Origin of the sequence: Nonomuraea deserti, from assembly GCF_004348685.1 — a bacterium.
In the GTDB taxonomy this organism is placed as follows: Bacteria; Actinomycetota; Actinomycetes; order Streptosporangiales; family Streptosporangiaceae; genus Nonomuraea; species Nonomuraea deserti.
The window spans coordinates 49,995-69,430 of sequence record NZ_SMKO01000007.1 but is presented as its reverse complement, the minus strand read 5'-3'; the positions used below and the strand labels follow the sequence as shown (position 1 = coordinate 69,430).

Genomic DNA, 19,436 nt, shown 5'->3' with positions numbered 1-19,436 from the left:
ACAGGTGCGACGAGCCGAAGGCGAGGAGTGCCAGTGACGACCACGCTGACGCCGGTACTCACCGCGAAGTGGGACCAGCCCAACAGCTTCACCCTCGACGGCTACGGCGAGTACGAGGCGGCCAAGAAGGCGCTGGGCCTGGAGCCCGACGCCGTCATCCAGGCCGTCAAGGACTCCGGGCTGCGCGGCCGCGGCGGCGCGGGCTTCCCGACCGGCATGAAGTGGGGTTTCATCCCGCAGGGGGACGGCAAGCCGCACTATCTCGTCGTCAACGCCGACGAGTCGGAGCCGGGCACCTGCAAGGACATCCCGCTGATGATGGCCAACCCGCACGCGCTGGTCGAGGGCGTCATCATCACGTCGTACGCGATCCGGGCCAATCACGCCTTCATCTACGTGCGCGGCGAGGTGCTGCACGTGATCAGGCGCGTGCAGGCGGCCGTGCGCGAGGCGTACGCGAAGGGTTATCTCGGCACCGACATCTTCGGCTCCGGATATGACCTGGAGCTGGTCGTGCACAGCGGCGCGGGCGCCTACATCTGCGGCGAGGAGACGGCGCTGCTCGACTCGCTCGAAGGCTTCAGGGGTCAACCGCGACTCAAGCCTCCGTTCCCGGCCGTGGCGGGTCTCTACGCCTCGCCCACTGTGGTGAACAACGTGGAGTCGATCGCCAGTGTTCCCTCCATCATCGGCAACGGCGCCGACTGGTTCGCCGGGATGGGCACCGAGAAGTCCAAGGGCTTCGGCATCTTCTCGCTGAGCGGCCACGTCACCCGGCCCGGCCAGTACGAAGCGCCGCTCGGCATCACGCTGCGCGAGCTCCTCAGCATGGCCGGCGGCGTCCGCGCCGGGCACCAGATCAAGTTCTGGACCCCGGGCGGCTCCTCCACGCCGATCTTCACCGACGAGCACCTCGACGTGCCGCTCGACTTCGAGGCGGTCGGCGCCAAGGGCTCGATGCTCGGCACCCGCGCCCTGCAGATCTTCGACGAGACCACCTGCGTGGTCCGTACGGTGCTGCGCTGGACGGAGTTCTACGCCCACGAGTCGTGCGGCAAGTGCACGCCGTGCCGCGAGGGCACCTACTGGCTCAAGCAGGTGCTCAAGCGCCTGGAGGCGGGCCAGGGCACCGAGGACGACCTGGCCACGATCACCGACATCGCGGACAACATCCTGGGCCGGTCGTTCTGCGCGCTGGGCGACGGCGCCACCAGCCCGATCCACTCCTCGGTGAAGTACTTCCGCGATGAGTACCTCAAGCACTTCGAGATCGGCGGCTGCCCGTTCGACCCGAAGAAGTCCACTCTCTGGGGTGAGCAGTGACCGTCGTAGAGACAGAAACGAACCTGGTGACCCTGACCATCGACGGGTTCCAGGTCAGCGTCCCCAAGGGCACTCTGATCATCAGGGCCGCCGAGCTGCTGGGCATCCAGATCCCGCGGTTCTGCGACCACCCGCTGCTCGACCCGGCGGCCAACTGCCGGCAGTGCCTGGTCGACATCCCCGACGCGGGCAACGGCCGCGGTTTCCCCAAGCCGCAGCCGTCGTGCGCGATCGAGGTCGCCGAGGGCATGGTGGTGCAGACGCAGCTCACCTCGCCGGTCGCCGAGAAGGCGCAGCGCGCGGCCATGGAGTTCCTGCTGCTGAACCACCCGCTCGACTGCCCGGTCTGCGACAAGGGCGGCGAGTGCCCGCTGCAGAACCAGGCCATGTCCAACGGCCGCGGCGAGTCCCGGTTCCAGGAGCAGAAGCGCACCTTCCCCAAGCCGCTGCCGCTGTCGACGCAGGTGCTGCTCGACCGCGAGCGCTGCGTGCAGTGCGCGCGCTGCATCCGCTTCTCCGACCAGATCGCCGGTGACCCGCTCATCGAGTTCTTCGAGCGCGGGGCCAAGGAGCAGGTGCGCACGGCCGACGGCAAGCCGTTCAACTCCTACTTCTCCGGCAACACGGTGCAGATCTGCCCGGTCGGCGCGCTGACCGGCGCCGCCTACCGGTTCCGGGCCCGCCCGTTCGACCTGGTCTCCACGCCGAGCGCGTGTGAGCACTGCGCCTCCGGCTGCAGCATGCGCACCGACCACCGGCGCGGCCGGGTGACCCGCCGCCTGGCGGGCAACGACCCGCAGGTGAACGAGGAGTGGAACTGCGACAAGGGCCGTTGGGCGTTCACCTACGCGCAGCAGCCCGACCGGCTGAAGACGCCGCTGGTCCGCAACGAGGAGGGCGTGCTCGTGCCCGCCTCGTGGCCCGAGGCGCTGTCGGTGGCCGCGGAGGGCCTGGCCAGGGCGCGCGGCAGGGCCGGCGTGCTGGTCGGCGGCCGGGCCACGGTCGAGGACGCCTACGCCTACGCCAAGTTCGCCAGGATCGCCCTGGGCAGCAACGACATCGACTTCCGCGCCAGGCCGCACTCCGCCGAGGAGGCGCAGTTCCTGGCCCACGCGGTGGCCGGCAAGGGCATCGAGATCGACTACGCCGACCTCGAGAACGCCCCGCACGTGCTGCTCGTCGGGTTCGAGCCCGAGGAGGAGTCGCCGATCGTCTTCCTGCGCCTGCGCAAGGCGTGGATGAAGAAGGGGCTCAAGGTCACCGCGATCGCGCCGTTCGCCACGCCCGGCCTGGTCAAGATGGGCGGCACGCTCATCCGCACCGCTCCCGGCGCCGAGGCCGACGCCATCGGTGACCTGCTCGGCACGCTGGCCGAGGGCACGATCGTGCTGGCGGGCGAGCGCCTGGCCACCGTGCCGGGCGCGCTCTCCGCCCTGATACGGCTGGCCAACGTCTCCGACGCCCGGCTCGCCTGGATCCCGCGCAGGGCCGGCGAGCGCGGCGCGGTCGAGGCGGGCGCGCTGCCCAACCTGCTGCCGATCGGCCGCCCGGTCGACGACGAGACCGCCAGGGCCGAGGTCGCCAGGGCGTGGAACGTGGCCTCGCTGCCCGCCGGGCCGGGCCGCGACACCGCAGGCATCCTCGCCGCCGCCCACGAGGGCGAGCTGGACGCGCTGGTCGTCGGCGGCGTCGACCCCTACGACCTGCCCGACCCCGCGGCGGCGCTCGACGCGCTCGAGCGCACGCCGTTCATCGTCAGCCTGGAGATCCGCGCCAGCGCCGTCACCGACCGTGCCGACGTGGTGCTGCCCGTCGCCGCCGTCCAGGAGAAGGGCGGCACGTTCGTCAACTGGGAGGGCAGGGGCCGCTCGTTCGAGGCGCCGCTCAAGGTGCCCGGGCTGCAGTCCGACCTCGCGGTGATCGGCAACCTGGCCGACCGGATGGACGTGCACCTCGGCCTGCCCGACGCCAAGGCCGTGCGGCGGGAGCTGTCGGGGCTGGGCGCCTGGCGCGGCAGCCGCGTCACCGCCCCGCACACCGCCACCCGCGCCCAGGTCGCCCCGGCGGCCGGCCAGGCCCTGCTGGCCACCTGGCACCTGCTGCTCGACGAGGGCAGGCTGCAGGACGGCGAGCCCTACCTCGCGGGCACCGCCCGCGAGGCCGAGGCGCTGGTCTCCGCGGTCACCGCCGCCGAGATCGGCGTCGTCGACGGCGACAAACTCGTCATCGGCGGCTCGGGGGCCGACACCGTCACGCTGCCGGTGCGCGTCGCCGACCTGCCGGAACGCGTGGTCTGGGTGCCGGCCAACTCCGGCGGCTGCTCGGTCACGCGGGACCTTTGCGCGGTGGCCGGCGACATCGTCACGATCGGGAGCGCCTCATGATGCACCTTCTCGCGGCCGATCCCACCCTCGCCGACTTCGGCAAGGACCCGCTGTGGATCACCATCATCAAGGCCGTGATGCTGTTCGTCTTCCTGATGCTGGGCGTCCTGTTCGGCGTCTGGTTCGAGCGCAAGCTGATCTCGCGGATGCAGCACCGCTACGGCCCCAACCGGGCCGGCAAGTTCGGTCTGCTGCAGTCCGTGGCCGACGGCCTGAAGATGGGCCTGAAGGAGGACCTCTTCCCGCGGACCGTCGACAAGGTCCTCTACCTGCTGGCGCCGGTCATCATGGTGGTGCCGGCGTTCCTGGCCTTCTCGATCGTGCCGTTCGCGCCGATGGTCAACCTGTTCGGCGTGCAGACGCCGCTGCAGCTGGTCGACCTGCCGGTGGCGGTGCTGTTCATGCTGGCCATGGGCGCGGTCTCGGTCTACGGCGTGGTGCTGGCCGGGTGGTCGTCGCGCTCGCCGTACGCGCTGCTGGGCGGGCTGCGGTCGGCGGCCCAGGTGGTCTCGTACGAGATCGCCATGGGGTTGTCGTTCGTGGCCATCTTCCTGTTCGCGGGCACGCTGTCGACGTCGGAGATCGTCAAGGCGCAGGAGCAGACCTGGTTCGCGGTCCTGCTGATCCCGTCGTTCCTGATCTACGTGGTCTGCATGTTCGGCGAGGCCGCGCGCATTCCGTTCGACCTGCCCGAGGGTGAGGGCGAGCTGGTCGGCGGGTTCCAGACCGAATATTCCTCGTCGCTGAAGTTCGCGCTCATCATGATGGGCGAATATCTGCACACGTTCACCGCCTCCGGTATCGCGGTGACGTTGTTCCTGGGCGGCTGGCGGGCGCCGTGGCCGATCTCGCTCTGGGACGGTGCGAACGTCGGCTGGCTGCCGGTGCTGTGGTTCTTCATCAAGTTCGTGCTGACCTTCAGTTTCATCGTGTGGGTCCGTGCCTCGCTGCCGCGCGTCCGGTACGACCAGCTCATGGCGTTGGGCTGGAAGGTGCTGATCCCGGTCAACCTGGCGTGGATCCTGCTGGTGGCCGCGGTGCGCAACGTCGTGATCAACGAGGGCGACCGGATGATCGGCATCGGGCTCGGCGCGGTGATCGTGATCGGGGCGCTGGCCATCTGGATGCGGTTCGACACCGTCAACCAGCGGCGCAGGGAGGCCAGGAAGGCCCAGGTGGAGGCCGAGTTCGAGGAACTGTCCAAGGAGCCGGTGGCGGGCGGCTTCCCGGTGCCGCCGCTCGATCTGCCGCACTACCACGGGGTGCAGCACAAGGAGATTCCCAGTGGGACTAACTGATTGGCTGAACCCCGTCAAGGGCTTCGGGGTCACCTTCCATACGATGTTCAAGAAGCCCGTCACGACGAACTACCCGGAGGAGAAGAGGCCGACGGCCCCGCGCTTCCACGGGCGTCACCAGCTCAACCGCTGGCCTGACGGGCTGGAGAAGTGCATCGGGTGCGAGCTGTGCGCCTGGGCGTGTCCGGCCGACGCGATCTTCGTCGAGGGCGCGGACAACACCGACGAGGAGCGCTTCTCGCCGGGCGAGCGTTACGGGCGCACGTACCAGATCAACTATCTGCGGTGCATCCTGTGCGGCCTGTGCATCGAGGCCTGCCCGACCCGCGCGCTCACCATGACGAACGAGTACGAGCTCGCCGACAGCAGCCGCGAGAGCCTCATCTACACCAAGGAGATGCTCCTCGCGCCCCTGACTCAGGGCATGGAGCAGCCTCCGCATGCGATGCGGCTCGGCGAGACCGAAGAGGACTACTACCGTCTGGGACGGACCAATGGGTGAGACCATCACTTTCTGGGTGCTCGCCGTCGTCTCCGTCGGCGCCGCGCTCGGCGTGGTCTTCAACCGGAAGGCCGTCTACTCCGCGCTGATGCTCGGCACCGTGATGCTCAGCCTGGCCGTCCTGTACGCCGTGCAGGACGCGCCCTTCCTGGCCGCGGTGCAGATCATCGTGTACACCGGCGCGATCATGATGCTGTTCCTGTTCGTGCTCATGCTCGTCGGCGTGGACTCGTCGGACTCCTTCGTCGAGACGCTGAAGGGCCAGCGTTTCTGGGCCGCCATCGCGGCGCTCGGCTTCGTGACGCTGATCGTCCTCGCCTTCGGCAACGCGATCTTCGCCGACGAGGTAGGCCTGGCGCAGGCCACGGCGCAGGGCGGCTACATCCGCTCCATCGCGCTGCTGCTGTTCACCAAGTACGTCTTCGCGTTCGAGATCACCTCGGCCCTGCTGATCACCGCCGCGCTCGGCGCGATGGTCCTGGCGCACCGCGAGCGGCTCACCGAGAAGGCCACGCAGAAGGACCTGTCCCGCGCCCGGTTCCTCGGCGACCGCCCGTCGCCGCTGCCCGGCCCCGGCACCTACGCCAGGAACAACGCCATCGACATGCCGGCGCTGCTGCCGGACGGGTCGGTCGCGGAGTCCTCGGTCAACCGCTACATCGCGCGCTACGACGTCGAGCACGGCCACCTGCCCGAGGACCCCAAGCTCGCCGCGGCCATCAGGCACCGGGCCGATGACGAGGGCTCGGAGAGCGGCGACGCGGAGAGCAACGCCGAAGAGAGCAACGGGGTGACCAAGTGACCACGCACTACCTGATCCTTTCGGGGCTGCTGTTCGCCATCGGCGCGATGGGCGTGCTCATCCGGCGCAACGCGATCGTGGTGTTCATGTGCGTGGAGCTCATGCTCAACGCCTGCAACCTCGCCTTCGTCACCTTCTCCAGGCAGGTCGGCAACCTGGAAGGCCAGATCATCGCGTTCTTCGTGATGGTGGTGGCCGCGGCCGAGGTCGTCGTCGGCCTGGCCATCATCGTGACGATCTTCCGAACCCGCAGGTCCGCGTCCGTCGACGACGCCAACCTGCTGAAGTACTAAGAGGTGACTGGTGGAATCTCAAATCGCTGAGATCGCCCAGCACACCGGCGGCGTGATCGGACTGTCCTGGCTGATGATCGCCTTCCCGCTCGTCGGGGCGTTCGTCCTGCTGGTGTTCGGCCGGTTCACGAACCGCTGGGGCCATCTGCTGGGCGTGGCCATGTCCCTCGCCTCGTTCGCCGTGGCGGTGCTGGGGTTCTTCGAGCTGATCGGGTTCGGGGAGGAGGAGCGCCGGCGGGCCGTGCATCTCTACGAGTTCATCCCCGGCATGGTCGACATGGGGCTGCTGATCGACCCGCTGTCGATCAGCTTCGCCCTGTTGATCACCGGTGTGGGCTCGCTGATCCACATCTACTCCATCGGCTACATGTCGCATGACGAGCACCGGCGCAGGTTCTTCGCCTACCTGAACCTGTTCGTGGCCGCGATGCTCCTGCTGGTGCTGGCCGACAACTACGTGGGTCTGTTCATCGGCTGGGAGGGCGTGGGCCTGGCCTCGTACCTGCTGATCGGGTTCTGGCAGTTCAAGCCGTCGGCGGCGGTCGCGGCGAAGAAGGCGTTCGTCGTCAACCGTGTCGGCGACTTCGGCCTGCTGGTCGGCATGTTCGTCATCTGGACCACGTTCGGGACCCTCACGTTCCAGGGCCTCGGCGAGCAGATCACGCCCGGCACCGAGAACGGCACCATGCTGGCCATCGGCCTGCTGCTGCTCCTCGGCGCGTGCGGCAAGTCGGCGCAGCTGCCGCTGCAGTCCTGGCTGCTCGACGCCATGGAGGGCCCGACCCCCGTGTCGGCCCTGATCCACGCCGCGACCATGGTCACCGCCGGCGTCTACCTCGTGGTGCGCTCGGGGGCGTTCTTCTTCCCCGAGGGCTCGGGGGCCGCGCTCGCCGTGGCCGTCGTCGGCGCGGCCACGCTGCTGGCCGGCGCGATCATCGGTTGCGCGAAGGACGACATCAAGAAGGGCCTGGCCGGCTCGACGATGTCGCAGATCGGCTACATGATGCTCGGCGCGGGCCTCGGCCCCGCGGGCTACGCGTTCGCGATCGGCCACCTGATCACGCACGGTTTCTTCAAGGCCGACCTGTTCCTCGGCGCCGGCTCGGTCATGCACGGCATGAACGACGAAGTGGACATGCGGAAGTACGGCGGGCTGCGCAAGTTCATGCCCGTCACCTTCGCCACGTTCTTCATCGGCTACCTGGCGATCATCGGGTTCCCGCTGCTGTCCGGCTACTTCACCAAGGACGGCATCATCGAGACCGCGGTGCACCACCAGCCGATCCTCGGCTGGCTGGCAGTGCTCGGCGCGGGCATCACCGGCTTCTACATGTCGCGGATGGTCTTCATGACCTTCTTCGGCCAGAAGCGCTGGGCCGACGACGCCCACCCGCACGAGTCCCCGTCCGTCATGACCGTCCCGCTGATGGTCCTGTCGCTCGGCGCGCTCGGCCTGGGCGCCTACCTCGTCCTGAGCAACCGGCTGATGTTGTTCCTCGCCCCGGCGGTCGGCCGGCCCGAGGAGCTGCCCGCCTTCCACTTCACCAGCACTCCCGGCCTGGCGACCCTGGCGCTCGTCGCGGTCGGCGCGGCCTTCGCGTGGATGAGGTACGGCCGGGCCGAGGTTCCGTCCGTGCAGCCGCGCGGCTCCTTCCTCACCACGTTCGCCCGGCGCGACCTGTACGGTGACGCGCTCAACGAGTCGCTCTTCATGCGTCCCGGCCAGTGGCTGACCCGCATCGCGGTGTTCTTCGACAACCGCGGCATCGACGGGCTGGTCAACGGTCTGGCGGCGGGCATCGGCGGCAGCTCCGGGCGCCTGCGGCGGATCCAGACGGGCTTCGCCAGAACGTACGCGCTGTCCATCCTGATCGGTGCCGCCCTGCTGACCGGCGCCCTGCTCCTCGTTGGGAACATCTGATGTCACCCTGGCTTCCGATACTCATGGCGGTGCCCGTGGTGGGCGCCATCGTGGTGGCCCTGCTTCCCAAGGGCAGTGACAAGCTGGCCAAGCAGGTCACGCTGCTGGTCTCGCTGCTGGTGCTGGTCCTGACGGGCGTCATGGCCGCCGGGTTCAAGCCGTCGGGCGAGCGTTTCCAGTTCGTCGCCGAGTACGACTGGATCCCGAGCTTCGGCGTGAAGTTCGGGGTCGGCGTCGACGGCGTGGCGCTCGTGCTGATCGCGCTTTCCGCGGTGCTGGTGCCGATCGTGGTGCTGGCCTCGTGGCACGACGCCGACGGCGTCAAGACCGCAGACGGCACGCTCATCACGCCCAAGCGGTCGGTGAAGACGTACTTCTCGCTGCTGCTGGTGCTGGAGACGATGATGATCGGCGTCTTCGCGGCGACCGACATCTTCCTGTTCTACGTCTTCTTCGAAGCCATGCTGATCCCGATGTACTTCATGATCGGCTCGTACGGAGGCGCCCAGCGGTCCTACGCGGCCGTGAAGTTCCTGCTGTACTCGCTGTTCGGCGGCCTGCTCATGCTGGTCGCGGTCATCGGGCTCTACGTGGTCGCGGGCAGCAAGACGTTCATGTTCCCCGAGCTCGTCGGGGCCATCCAGGACCCGACGATGCAGAAGTGGCTCTTCGGCGGGTTCTTCATCGCGTTCGCGATCAAGGCGCCGCTGTGGCCGGTGCACACGTGGCTGCCCGACGCGGCCGCCCAGGCTCCGGCCGGGGCCGCCGTGCTGCTGGTCGGCGTGCTGGACAAGGTCGGCACGTTCGGCATGCTCCGCTTCTGCCTGGAGTTGTTCCCCGACGCGGCCAAGACGTTCACGGTGCCGATCGTCGTGCTGGCGGTCATCAGCATCATCTACGGCGCCATCGTGGCCATCGGGCAGACCGACATGAAGCGGCTCATCGCGTACACGTCGATCTCGCACTTCGGCTTCATCGTCATGGGCGTGTTCGCCATGTCGTCGGTCGCCCAGTCCGGCGCGGCCCTCTACATGGTCAACCACGGCTTCGCCACCGGCGCGCTGTTCCTGGCCGCCGGGTTCCTGATCGCCAGGCGCGGCTCGCCGTTCATCGGCGACTACGGAGGCGTGCAGAAGGTCGCGCCGGTGCTCGCGGGCTTCTTCCTCGTCGCCGGTCTGGCCGGGCTGTCGCTGCCGGGCCTGTCGTCCTTCGTCAGCGAGTTCATGGTCATGATCGGCACGTACTCGAGCCAGGCCCACGGCTCCGGGGCGCTGACGGCGGCCGCGATCGTCTCCGCGGTGGCCGTGATCCTGGCGGCCGTCTACATCCTGTGGATGGTGCAGCGGACCCTGAACGGCCCGACCGCCGAGCCGGTCAAGCCTTTCAAGGACCTGAACGCCCGCGAGGTCTGGGTGCTGGCTCCGCTGGTCGCCCTGATCATCGGGTTCGGCTTCTTCCCCAAGCCGCTGCTCGACGTGATCAACCCGTCAGTGCAACAGACGCTGACCAACGTGGGCGTACCCACCTCCACCATCGCTGAGAAGGGGACAGGTCAGTGAACTCCATCCCAGCGCCGACGATCGAGTACGGCACGCTCGCGCCGCTGCTGGTGGTCTTCGGCGCGGCCATCATCGGCGTGCTCGTCGAGGCCTTCGCGCCGCGCTACCTGCGCAAGGCGATCCACGTGCCGCTCACCCTGCTCAGCCTGGCCGGCGCGTTCGCGCTGGTCCTCGTGCAGGTCCTGCGCGGCCAGGTGTCCACCACGGCCTCCGCCGTGGGCGCGCTCGCGGTGGACGGGCCCTCGCTGTTCATCTGGGGCGTCATCCTCGTCCTGTCGTTCGTCTGCGTGCTGCTCATCAACGACGAGGGTCACTTCGTCGCCTCGGCCGCGGCCGTGCCGGGCAGCGCCGACGAGGAGGAGGCCGAGTCCGCGGGCGGCGGCCACACCGAGGTCTACCCGCTGGTCCTGTTCGCCGTGGGCGGCATGCTGCTGTTCCCGGCCTCGCACGACCTGCTGATGATGTTCGTGGCCCTAGAGGTCATGTCGCTGCCGCTCTACCTGCTGTGCGGCCTGGCCCGCCGGCGCCGCCTGCTGTCGCAGGAGGCGTCCATGAAGTACTTCCTGCTGGGCGCGTTCTCCTCGGCGTTCTTCCTGTACGGCACGGCGATGATCTACGGCTACGCGGGCACCGTCTCGCTGCCGGGCATCAACCAGGCCCTGGCCCGCGGCGCCGCGCTCGACCCGCTGCTGATGATCGGGCTCGCGATGCTCGGCGTCGGCCTGATGTTCAAGATCGGCGCGGCTCCGTTCCAGGCCTGGAAGCCCGACGTCTACCAGGGCGCCCCCACGCCGATCACCGCTCTGATGGCCTCCGGCACGCTCGTCGCGGCCGTGGGAGCCGTGCTGCGGGTGTTCTGGGTGGGTCTGGGCAACCTCGACTGGAACTGGCGGCCGGTCATCTGGGGCGTCGCCGCGCTCACCATGATCGTCGGCTCGATCCTGGCGATCACGCAGACCGACATCAAGCGCATGCTGGCCTACTCGTCCATCGCGCACGCGGGTTTCCTGCTCGTCGGCGTGATGGCCACGTTCGGCACCGCCGAGCAGAACGCGAGTTCGTTGAAGGCGATCCTGTTCTACCTGGCGGTCTACGGCATCACCACGGTCGGCGCGTTCGCGGTGGTCACGCTGGTACGCGACCCGGGCGGCGAGGCGGGGCACCTGTCGCGCTGGGCCGGGCTCGGCAAGCGTGCGCCGATGCTGGCCGGGGTGTTCGCCTTCTTCCTGCTGGCCTTCGCCGGCATCCCGCTGACCAGCGGCTTCTTCGGCAAATATGCCGTGTTCGCGGCCGCCCTGGACAGCGGCACGCAGCCCGGCGACTCGATGGGCGGCTGGATGGCGGCGCTGGTGGTCGTGGGCGTCGTGGCCTCGGCGATCGCGGCGTTCTTCTACGTCCGCGTGATCGTGCTGATGTTCTTCAGCGAGCCCTCGGCCGACGGACCGGCGATCGCGGTGCCCAGTATGGGAACCGTGACCGTCATCGCCGTCTCCCTGCTGGTTACCGTAGGGGTGGGGCTCTATCCGGAGTCCGTGCTCGGTGTTGCTGACGACGCTGCTCGCAGCCTGTTCATTAGATAAGGGGATCCCGTATGTCCGCGCCTCCCGTGGTTGACCTTCCCATTGAGGACGAGCGGTTGGCGCAGGACGTGGCCAACGGACTGGCCGCGGTCGAGAAGCTGCTGCGCTCGTCCGTGGAGAGCGAGGACGCCTTCGTCACGGAGGCGTCCAAGCATCTCATCGAGGCGGGCGGCAAGCGGTTCAGGACGCTGATGGTGTTGCTGGCCGCGCAGTTCGGCGACCCGTCCGCGCCGGGTGTGGTGCCCGGCGCGGTCGTGATCGAGCTGACCCACCTGGGCTCGCTCTACCACGACGACGTCATGGACGAGGCCCCGGTGCGCCGGGGCTCTCCCTCCGCCAACGCCCGGTGGGACAACACCGTGGCGATCCTCACCGGCGACTACCTGTTCGCGCAGGCCTCCGACATCCTGGCCGACCTGGGTCCCGAGCTGATCCGCATCCAGGCCCAGACGTTCTCCCGCCTCGTCCAGGGGCAGATCCGCGAGACCATCGGCCCGCGCGACGACGAGGACCCGGTCGGCCACTACCTCAGCGTGCTGGCCGACAAGACGGGCTCGCTGATCGCCGCCTCGGGCCGCTTCGGCGCGCTGCTGTCCGGGGCTCCCGCCGACGTGGAGGAGCGGCTCAGCCGCGCGTGCGAGGCCATCGGGGTGGCCTGGCAGCTCGGCGACGACCTGCTCGACGTGGCCTCCAGCGGGGCGGAGTCGGGCAAGACGCCGGGCACCGACCTGCGCGAGGGCGTCAGGACCCTTCCGGTCCTGTACGCGCTGGCCTCGGGTGACACGTCCCGGCTGACCTCGCTGCTGTCGGGGCCGGTCGCCGAGGAAGAGGTCGAGGAGGCGCTGACGCTGCTGCGGGCGCACCCGGGGATGGCGCGGGCGCGGGCGGAGCTGGAGTCGTGGGTGGACCAGGCCCGTGCCGACATTTTCGGCCTTCCCGACATCCCCGCCAAGAACGCATTTTTGGCGCTATGTGACTACGTGGTGGAGCGCAGCGGCTGATCGCCCGCCGGGCCGGCCGGGTTGTCCGACAGGACGGCCGACCTCCTGACCCGGGCGGCCGCGCGCGCCGTCCGGAGGCTGTCGTACGTGAAGACCGCCAGCGCCACCCAGACGATCGCGAAGCCGATCCACCGGCTGGGCGGCATGACCTCCTGCACGATCAGCACACCGCAGGCGAACTGCAGGATCGGCGCGATGTACTGCAGCAGCCCGATGGTGCTCAACGGCACCCTGATGGCCGCCGCCCCGAAGCAGATCAGCGGCACGGCCGTGACCAGCCCGCCGCTCGCCAGCAGCACCGCGTGCCAGACGCCCTCGGTCCCGAACGTCGCCGCGCCGGTGCCCTGCAGGAAGAGCAGATAGCCAAGGGCCGGCAGGAGCAGGACCAGCGTCTCCACGGCCAGGCTCTCGGTCGCCGCCACGTTGGCCCGCTTCTTGACCAGCCCGTACGCGCCGAAGCTCATCCCCAGCGTGAGGGCGATCCACGGCGGCCGGCCGTAGTCGACCGTCAGCACGAGCACGGCCAGCGCCCCGAACCCGACCGCCGCCCACTGCAACGGCCGCAGCCGCTCCCGCAGCAGCACCACCCCGAACAGTACGTTGACGAGAGGGCTGATGAAGTACCCCAGGGCGCTCTCGACCACGTGCCCGGTGTTGACCGCGTAGATGTAGGTGCCCCAGTTGACGGTGATCACGAGGGCGGCGAGGCTCAGCAGGCCGAGCTTCCCCGGCCGGCGGGCCAGCTCCCTGAACCACGACCAGTGCCTGCGCACGGCCAGCACGGCGGCCACGGCGACCAGCGACCACACCATCCGGTGCGCCAGGATCTCCACGGCGCTCGAGGGTTTCAGCAGAGGCCAGTACAGCGGGAACAGGCCCCACATGGTGTAGGCGGCGATCCCGAACAGTACGCCACGCCGAAGGTCAGGCATGTACTCCAGTTTCGGGCATTACTACCCTTAAACACAAACGCGTTCCTCTATAGGGAATTATTCAGGAGCCCTTAAGTGTTGGCGGGTATGTAGGCTGAGGGAAGACCTCTGGAGGTGCGTTATGGGCTGGCTGTTCGGCGGCAACAAGACATCGATGGTCCGACCGGAGGACGCCCTGCCGGGACGCGCGGAACCCATGCCCGTGCCGGACCGCCACGCCGTCCTCGACGCCCCCCTCGCCCCGCCGTACGCACCGGGGCTGGAGGTCGCCGACTTCGGCCTCGGCTGCTTCTGGGGCGCCGAGCGCAAGTTCTGGCAGACCCCGGGCGTCGTCACGACGGCCGCCGGCTACCAGGGCGGCCACACCCCCAACCCGACGTACGACGAGGTCTGCAGCGGCCTCACCGGGCACGCGGAGGTCGTCAGGGTCGTCTTCGACCCGGCGAAGGTGTCGTACGAAGAGCTCCTCAAGCTCTTCTGGGAGGCGCACGACCCGACGCAGGGCATGCGCCAGGGCAACGACGTCGGCAGCCAATACCGTTCGGCCATCTACTACCACTCGCCGGAGCAGCAGAAGGCCGCGGAGGCGTCGCGCGACGCCTACCAGAAGGTGCTCAAGCAGGCCGGGTACGGCGACATCACAACCGAACTCGCCCCCGCGGGGCCCTTCTACTTCGCAGAGGACTACCACCAGCAATACCTGTACAAAGTGCCCCATGGGTACTGCGGCATCGGCGGCACCGGGGTCTCCTGTCCCGTGGGCATCGTGTCGGCAGATGAGTAGATCAGTCCCTTAGGTGAAATCTGACCTCGGCAGCGCAGAGGGCCAGGCCTCGAGGTTGGGGTCGAGCCCTCTGCGAAGTCGTCGGAGGGCTCAGGTGCTTGCCAAGGCCTGCACGAGATCAGTAGCCAGCAGAGACGTTGCCAAAGCAACCGTCTCCGGTTCGCCAATTCCCTCTTCCGCACGTCCGGCCATCGTTGAGCCGGGCGCGGTTGGTCCTGCCGCGAACAGTGTCGCCAGATGTTCGATGGCCTGCTCCGTGACCTCGCTGCTGATGGGATCATGAGCTAGGAGCCTGAAGGTGGTGGCCAGTTCAGCGGTGTCGGCGTCGATAAGGATGCGGTACGTGTCGTGTGCGTCCTTGTCATTCAGCCGGTGGGGGACCGAAACCCGTTCTGCGATCTTGTGGAGCTTGGCCACCAGCAAGGCTGCGGGCCCGGCGACTCTGACTCGATATACGCGGGCATCGGCCGGGTCAAGGGCGGTGACGTCCATGACCGTGTTGTCGATGACAGCGGCTTCGAGACCTCGAGCACGCCGGGTGGCACGGCGATCATGTGGAGGGATGCGGGCTCCCCGTGTCTTTCTCGTACCTGCTCCTGCAAGAGCCTCGGGCACCATCAGATCGACGGGAATGCCCGCGGGGTTCAGCCATGCTCCGGGTTGTCCGCCAATGGGGTCACGGTAGAACCCCGCGCGGCCCATGGATTGCTCCAGAAGCGGATCGTCCTCCAGGACCCTGGGGTCGAGTGCGAGATCGCTGTCCTTCGTCGTCTCGGCGAGTGCGACAGGACTTCCTGCAGTGCGCAGGTAGATGGCCTGCGCTCCAATCACGATCACAGCGTCGCGATGGGCGTCCAACGCGGCCAATGCATCGAGCAGCGCGGACCGAGATCGGACGAGGATGTCGCTACTGCTTACGCCAGGAGGATTCATGTCGCGCCATCCATTCAATGAGTTCTTCGGCTTCAGAGGGGCTGCGTCCAGGGCCTGTCATCAAATCGACGGCGACTTGGGGTGGCGATGCGATCGTGAGACCGGAAGCGTCAGTAAGGGTGCGGGCGAAGACGACATCACTTTCAGGTTCGGCCAACATCACATTCACTCCGGCTTCAGCAGGGCGAAGATCCCAGAGTTGGGCGGTGTGCTCGGCGTCTGTCGTGTAAATCATGGCGGAGCGGGCTGGAGCGTAGGGGGCCCAGCTAGCTGCGGCCAAGGTTCCGGTTATGACGTATTGGGTGGGAGGGCCATCAGCCGCCCGCCGCATGAGGCTAGGCAGGCCTCTCGGTGCTATCCACCGTGTGACGCGACTGCATCGTACGAACCCGTAGTCCTCGCTCCAACGCCTCAGCAGTGCGATCCAGTCGGGAACAACGACTGCACCCGAACTGGTCCGCGTTGCCAGGTTCTCGCTCTCGAGAAACTCGATCACCCGGTAGGTCGACCCAGTGGATACGTCGGCGACGTCGATCAGCTCACGGATCGCCCACGATCTTTCGTGGTCCAACAGCGCACGCACGATCTTCGCTGCGGGAGCGCCCTTCAACGTTCCGCGCGGTCTTCCAGGACCGCGCCACGGATCATGGTCGGCCCCTCTGTCTGCAACGTATAGACCGGGCTTAGAAACGTTCAGGGTGATGTTCCCTGTCGCATCTATGTAGGACAGGCCAGCCTCCGAGAGCCGCTTACGCACGGGCGGCGACAGGTATCGGGAGACGACAACTCCACGGCTGCCTGGATGCTCGTCCGCTGCGGCATTCAACTGATGGAGCAGCGTAGCGGTGTCACGTCTCTCCACCACGCGCTTGGCTTCCACGACCAGCACGACCGAGGTTCCGTCCGGTGCTGTCACCTTCCAGAGAGCGTCGAAGCGAGCATCGGGCAGTCTGCGGCTCAGTGGTTGGATGTCCCACCCGGCCGGCAGTCGGTCACCTAGCACAGCCATTCCGGCTCGCAGAACTTCAACCTCGCTCTGAGGCTGTGGCCTCGCCTCCATTGGTGCTCTCCAGTCCTTCGGCGTTCGGGAAAAATCCTAACTCCGTTGAGGGCGGAAGGCAGGGATTTCCCGAACGCCAGCCGGAGGCGGTTGCTGGGCGTGGCGTCTCACCCGGTTGCCTGCGTGGGCCAGTTGTTGCCGGAAGAGGAGTGCTACCCAGCAATACCTGTACAAAGTGCCCAATGGGTAATGCGGGATCGGCGGCACAGGCGTCGCCTGCCCGGTCGGCCTGACCTCTGGGGAGGCCTGAGCCGATGCTCGGCCCGGGGGCACTGCTCTTCTATATAGAAAGATGTACAGTTGATGCATGACTGTTCTCCGCGACGCTAATGAGCTGAGCGTCACAGAGGCGGCCCAGCGAGGCGTTGCCCGCCTGGTGGCTGATGCGGAGCAGGGGACCGACCTGGTGGTCACCCGGCGGCATCAGCCAGTGGCGGCCGTCGTGAGCATTCGCCGGCTCAATGAGCTGGAGGAAGCGGCGGCTGATCTTCGCGATCTGGCGCTGGTGCTCGCCCGGTCGGTCACGGATACGGGGGAGCGGGTCTCGTTTGATGAGGTGCTTGCCGCTTTCGGACATACTCGCGAGTCGCTGTCCGCCATCCCGGACGATGAGTGAATCGTGTCCGACGTCGTCTTCACGGCGCCGGCGGTCGACGACCTCCGGCGTATCGGCCCGGACGCGGTGCCTGAAGTACTCAAGAAGATCCTGCTCCTGCTGGACAACCCTGAAGCCGGCTACCCGCTGGGCGGCGAACTGAGCGGTTTCCGGAAGCTGGTGGTCGGTCGCAATACCTGGCGTGTCGTCTACCGCATCACCGAGGACAAGGCGGTGGAGATCCGTGAGGTGTGGGCTGTCGGTGAGAGGGCCGACGCGGAAGTGTACGCGGAGGCGACAGCGAGGGTTCGCGAGGCGGGTGCGGACCGGCCCGAGATCATCCAGCTCGGCCAGGTGATCGAACGCCTCGGCGCGCTGGCCGATCACATTCGAGTGGAGAAAACTCCTCCTAGGGAACCGGTTCCGGATTGGCTCGCGGACCGGTTGATCTACACGGTTGGGATGGCGCGTGAGCATGTTGCCGCTCTCGATCTTCAAGAGGCGGTCGACATGTGGGCTGAGTACCGATCCCAGCCTCATTAGGTCGCGCTGTTCGCCGCTCCGATCGCGATCGTCGCGGTGGTGAGCACTGTCGGCGCCATCGTCGGCGCCTTCGACGGCGGTTCGGTACTGCTGGCGCTGGACTCCGGTCTTTTCCTCCTCATCGAGGGCGCCATTCAGGCCCTTTTCGTGGTGACCTTCGTTCGCAACCATCGGCACTGGTTCAGCCGGCGCCGCTCGGCACCGGCCTCTCCTGAGCCGGGCGGCCTGACCTCCGGCGAGGCGTAGACCTGCGGAGCCCCGCGATCAGGTGGCCTTGCCGCGGGCGATGTAGACGTTCATGCCGGTGAAGTCGAGGGTGATGTTGTACGGCTTGTAGAAGCTGTGGAAGAAGGTGACCGGCACGTCGAACCCGAGGGGGGCGAGTGCGGACTCCGGGTGCGTGTTGCAGTAGATGTCGTGGGCGGTGGCGCTGCCGAGGCGGATCTCCTTCGGATAGCAAGGGTAGGTGACCGCCGGGTGGCTGTGAGCGTGAGTCCTGATGGGGCGGTCGTAGTCGGTGCGGATCCGCAACTGTTCGGCCGTATCCCCGTGCATGACCGCGGCGGCCTCGCTGCCTCCGCCGATGGGCAAGGCCACCACGCGCGGGCCTGAGCCGGCGACGCTGCCCCTGCTGTGGACCATGTGCTCACGGGCCAGCCACAGTGGCAGGGGCTCTGCGCCCGCCCGTTCGGCTGCGGCGCGCGCCTGCCTGGCCGCTTCCGGGGTGTTGCACCGCAGGATCAGCGATCGGCCCGCGTAGTCGAAGGTGGTCAGCAGGTGGTAGAAGACCCACGTGCCGATCATGCCGTCGTTGCCGGTGTCGACATCTCCGCCCGACTCCGACTCCGACCACGCCACGGGGATGTTACGCAGTTCGATGCCGCCCAGCCTGAACGAGTCCAGCACCCCGAAGTACTGCCATATGGTGCCGTCCAGATAATCGATCTTCTGGCTGGCGACGGGGCTCAGCCCGGCCTCCTTGGCCACCGTCGAGGACAGGCCCAGCCATGGGGAGCCGGTGTAGAACGTGAAGCGTTTTGACGGTCCACCGTTGACCGAGGCCTCCACCAGCGGTTTCGGGTCCATCTGCGGCCAGGGCAGCCGCGCGATGTCGCCGTGGATCTGGTACGGCTCGCCGCGGACCGCCGCGAACCACGTGGCGAAGACGTCCCTGCCGGCCGCTTGCCAGTGTGGTGCGGCGAGGGCGAACTTGTCCTGCCGGATGTAGCAGTCGGCCAGGAACCGGTTGGCATCCTTGTCGCCGGGTGCCAGCCCGATGGCCATCTTGAGGTATTTTTCGGCTTCGGGGAACCGGTTGGCCAGCAGCCCGACGTAGCCGCGCCGGCGGGCCGCGTTCAGGTTCGCGGGGTCAGCTCTCAGGATCTCCTCGTACGCGCGCCCGGCCTGCTCGAACTTCCCCGCCTTGAACAGCGCGTCCGCGTCACCACCGCGGGCTCGGGCCGTGGCCGCCCCGCCCAGCGGCGGTGCGGTCGCGGCGGCACCGGCCAGCACGGTGGCGCCCCGCAGCAGGGAACGCCGGTCCCATCTTCCGCCTTCAACCACGCCTTTCTCCTTTACGTCGATCGTCGTCCGCTGCACCTCGCCGGCCTGCGGACGGTCACAGCAGCTCCTGCCGGTTCGGCTCGCCCCGCTCGGTGAGGGCGACGCCGTAGTTGCCGGGGGCGTCCGGGCCGCCGACGTCGACCCTGCGCGGGCGGCCCGGGACGGGTGGTCTCGTGCCGGGCCAGCCGGTCCAAGCGCTTCACGCACGCCGGCGACAGCCCTGTCCCGTACTCTCCCGCCGTCAACCCCATCCAGTGTCGGCCGACCGTGTCCCCGCCTCATGCGCCCGGTGTCATCGTTGGGTCACGGTCGCGGCGTCTCGCCGACCCGCCTGCTGCCGGCTCTGCCTGTCGCGGGCGCTCC

The 19,436-nt window shown here is 68.2% G+C and carries 18 protein-coding genes; 14 read left to right on the top strand and 4 right to left on the bottom strand.

The annotated features are described in order from the left end of the window. Positions 1 to 33 precede the first annotated feature (33 nt). From nuoF to E1292_RS04820, 10 genes are all read left to right on the top strand, one after another. The gene (nuoF, locus tag E1292_RS04865) at positions 34 to 1,323 is read left to right on the top strand and encodes an NADH-quinone oxidoreductase subunit NuoF (RefSeq protein ID WP_132592405.1); all 1,290 of its coding nucleotides are present in this window, start codon (positions 34 to 36) and stop codon (positions 1,321 to 1,323) included. Then, positions 1,320 to 3,707, top strand: coding sequence for an NADH-quinone oxidoreductase subunit G (locus E1292_RS04860; protein WP_132592403.1), 2,388 nt, complete (start codon positions 1,320 to 1,322; stop codon positions 3,705 to 3,707). The genes nuoF and E1292_RS04860 overlap by 4 nt, the downstream gene beginning before the upstream one ends. Further along, positions 3,704 to 5,005 carry an NADH-quinone oxidoreductase subunit NuoH gene (nuoH, locus tag E1292_RS04855; protein WP_132592401.1) on the top strand — a complete coding sequence of 434 codons (1,302 nt, stop codon included), beginning with the start codon at positions 3,704 to 3,706 and terminating at the stop codon, positions 5,003 to 5,005. Before E1292_RS04860 ends, nuoH begins: the two co-directional genes overlap by 4 nt. Further along, complete coding sequence (nuoI, locus tag E1292_RS04850; RefSeq protein WP_132592399.1) at positions 4,992 to 5,507, top strand: NADH-quinone oxidoreductase subunit NuoI; 516 nt, start codon at positions 4,992 to 4,994, stop codon at positions 5,505 to 5,507. The genes nuoH and nuoI overlap by 14 nt, the downstream gene beginning before the upstream one ends. Further along, complete coding sequence (locus E1292_RS04845) at positions 5,500 to 6,309, top strand: NADH-quinone oxidoreductase subunit J (protein WP_132592397.1); 810 nt, start codon at positions 5,500 to 5,502, stop codon at positions 6,307 to 6,309. The genes nuoI and E1292_RS04845 overlap by 8 nt, the downstream gene beginning before the upstream one ends. Next, positions 6,306 to 6,602, top strand: coding sequence for an NADH-quinone oxidoreductase subunit NuoK (gene nuoK, locus E1292_RS04840; RefSeq protein WP_132329277.1), 297 nt, complete (start codon positions 6,306 to 6,308; stop codon positions 6,600 to 6,602). Before E1292_RS04845 ends, nuoK begins: the two co-directional genes overlap by 4 nt. A gap of 73 nt (positions 6,603 to 6,675) precedes the next feature. After that, positions 6,676 to 8,523 carry an NADH-quinone oxidoreductase subunit L gene (nuoL, locus tag E1292_RS04835; protein WP_181958189.1) on the top strand — a complete coding sequence of 616 codons (1,848 nt, stop codon included), beginning with the start codon at positions 6,676 to 6,678 and terminating at the stop codon, positions 8,521 to 8,523. Then, positions 8,523 to 10,082 carry an NADH-quinone oxidoreductase subunit M gene (locus E1292_RS04830; RefSeq protein WP_132592395.1) on the top strand — a complete coding sequence of 520 codons (1,560 nt, stop codon included), beginning with the start codon at positions 8,523 to 8,525 and terminating at the stop codon, positions 10,080 to 10,082. The genes nuoL and E1292_RS04830 overlap by 1 nt, the downstream gene beginning before the upstream one ends. Next, positions 10,079 to 11,662, top strand: coding sequence for an NADH-quinone oxidoreductase subunit NuoN (gene nuoN, locus E1292_RS04825; protein ID WP_132592393.1), 1,584 nt, complete (start codon positions 10,079 to 10,081; stop codon positions 11,660 to 11,662). The genes E1292_RS04830 and nuoN overlap by 4 nt, the downstream gene beginning before the upstream one ends. Positions 11,663 to 11,673: 11 nt before the next feature. Continuing rightward, the gene (locus E1292_RS04820) at positions 11,674 to 12,663 is read left to right on the top strand and encodes a polyprenyl synthetase family protein (RefSeq protein WP_132592391.1); all 990 of its coding nucleotides are present in this window, start codon (positions 11,674 to 11,676) and stop codon (positions 12,661 to 12,663) included. On the opposite strand, the gene rarD is transcribed toward E1292_RS04820, so the two are convergent. Next, complete coding sequence (gene rarD / locus E1292_RS04815) at positions 12,639 to 13,595, bottom strand: EamA family transporter RarD (RefSeq protein WP_132592389.1); 957 nt, start codon at positions 13,593 to 13,595, stop codon at positions 12,639 to 12,641. The genes E1292_RS04820 and rarD overlap by 25 nt on opposite strands. A 121-nt stretch (positions 13,596 to 13,716) precedes the next feature. Here rarD and msrA point away from each other — a divergent pair, with 121 nt between their 5' ends. Continuing rightward, positions 13,717 to 14,379, top strand: coding sequence for a peptide-methionine (S)-S-oxide reductase MsrA (msrA, locus tag E1292_RS04810; protein ID WP_132592387.1), 663 nt, complete (start codon positions 13,717 to 13,719; stop codon positions 14,377 to 14,379). A 90-nt stretch (positions 14,380 to 14,469) separates the two neighbouring features. On the opposite strand, the gene E1292_RS04805 is transcribed toward msrA, so the two are convergent. Then, positions 14,470 to 15,312 (bottom strand): hypothetical protein, encoded by an 843-nt coding sequence (locus E1292_RS04805; protein ID WP_132592385.1) that lies wholly within the window; start codon positions 15,310 to 15,312, stop codon positions 14,470 to 14,472. Then, the gene (locus E1292_RS53460) at positions 15,287 to 15,547 is read right to left on the bottom strand and encodes a hypothetical protein (RefSeq protein ID WP_246089931.1); all 261 of its coding nucleotides are present in this window, start codon (positions 15,545 to 15,547) and stop codon (positions 15,287 to 15,289) included. Before E1292_RS53460 ends, E1292_RS04805 begins: the two co-directional genes overlap by 26 nt. A 1,132-nt stretch (positions 15,548 to 16,679) precedes the next feature. On the opposite strand from E1292_RS53460, the gene E1292_RS04790 reads away from it, so the two are divergent. Genes E1292_RS04790 through E1292_RS04780 form a run of 3 tightly spaced genes read left to right on the top strand, consistent with a single transcriptional unit; the run spans position 16,680 to position 17,756 of the window. Beyond that, on the top strand, positions 16,680 to 16,988 hold the full coding sequence (locus tag E1292_RS04790) for a type II toxin-antitoxin system prevent-host-death family antitoxin (protein WP_132592381.1): 309 nt from the start codon (positions 16,680 to 16,682) through the stop codon (positions 16,986 to 16,988). Between the two features lie 3 nt (positions 16,989 to 16,991). Further along, the gene (locus E1292_RS04785) at positions 16,992 to 17,510 is read left to right on the top strand and encodes a type II toxin-antitoxin system RelE family toxin (RefSeq protein ID WP_132592379.1); all 519 of its coding nucleotides are present in this window, start codon (positions 16,992 to 16,994) and stop codon (positions 17,508 to 17,510) included. Between the two features lie 39 nt (positions 17,511 to 17,549). Beyond that, a complete protein-coding gene (locus E1292_RS04780; RefSeq protein ID WP_132592377.1) occupies positions 17,550 to 17,756 on the top strand; it encodes a hypothetical protein in 207 nt (68 codons plus the stop codon). 18 nt (positions 17,757 to 17,774) lie between these two features. Here E1292_RS04780 and E1292_RS04775 read toward each other — a convergent pair whose 3' ends face one another. Next, positions 17,775 to 19,073, bottom strand: a complete 1,299-nt coding sequence (locus E1292_RS04775; RefSeq protein ID WP_165974386.1) for an aspartyl protease family protein — start codon at positions 19,071 to 19,073, stop codon at positions 17,775 to 17,777. Positions 19,074 to 19,436: the final 363 nt, after the last annotated feature.

Excerpts from the sequence above, each read along its gene's own strand:
- nuoH (WP_132592401.1), top strand. The coding sequence starts at position 3,704 with ATGATGCACCTTCTCGCGGCCGATCCCACCCTCGCCGACTTCGGCAAG.
- E1292_RS04845 (WP_132592397.1), top strand. The coding sequence starts at position 5,500 with ATGGGTGAGACCATCACTTTCTGGGTGCTCGCCGTCGTCTCCGTCGGC.
- nuoL (WP_181958189.1), top strand. The coding sequence starts at position 6,676 with ATGATCGCCTTCCCGCTCGTCGGGGCGTTCGTCCTGCTGGTGTTCGGC.
- E1292_RS04830 (WP_132592395.1), top strand. The coding sequence starts at position 8,523 with ATGTCACCCTGGCTTCCGATACTCATGGCGGTGCCCGTGGTGGGCGCC.
- E1292_RS04820 (WP_132592391.1), top strand. The coding sequence starts at position 11,674 with ATGTCCGCGCCTCCCGTGGTTGACCTTCCCATTGAGGACGAGCGGTTG.
- rarD (WP_132592389.1), bottom strand. The coding sequence starts at position 13,595 with ATGCCTGACCTTCGGCGTGGCGTACTGTTCGGGATCGCCGCCTACACC.
- msrA (WP_132592387.1), top strand. The coding sequence starts at position 13,717 with ATGGGCTGGCTGTTCGGCGGCAACAAGACATCGATGGTCCGACCGGAG.
- E1292_RS04805 (WP_132592385.1), bottom strand. The coding sequence starts at position 15,312 with ATGAATCCTCCTGGCGTAAGCAGTAGCGACATCCTCGTCCGATCTCGG.
- E1292_RS53460 (WP_246089931.1), bottom strand. The coding sequence starts at position 15,547 with ATGATTTACACGACAGACGCCGAGCACACCGCCCAACTCTGGGATCTT.
- E1292_RS04790 (WP_132592381.1), top strand. The coding sequence starts at position 16,680 with ATGACTGTTCTCCGCGACGCTAATGAGCTGAGCGTCACAGAGGCGGCC.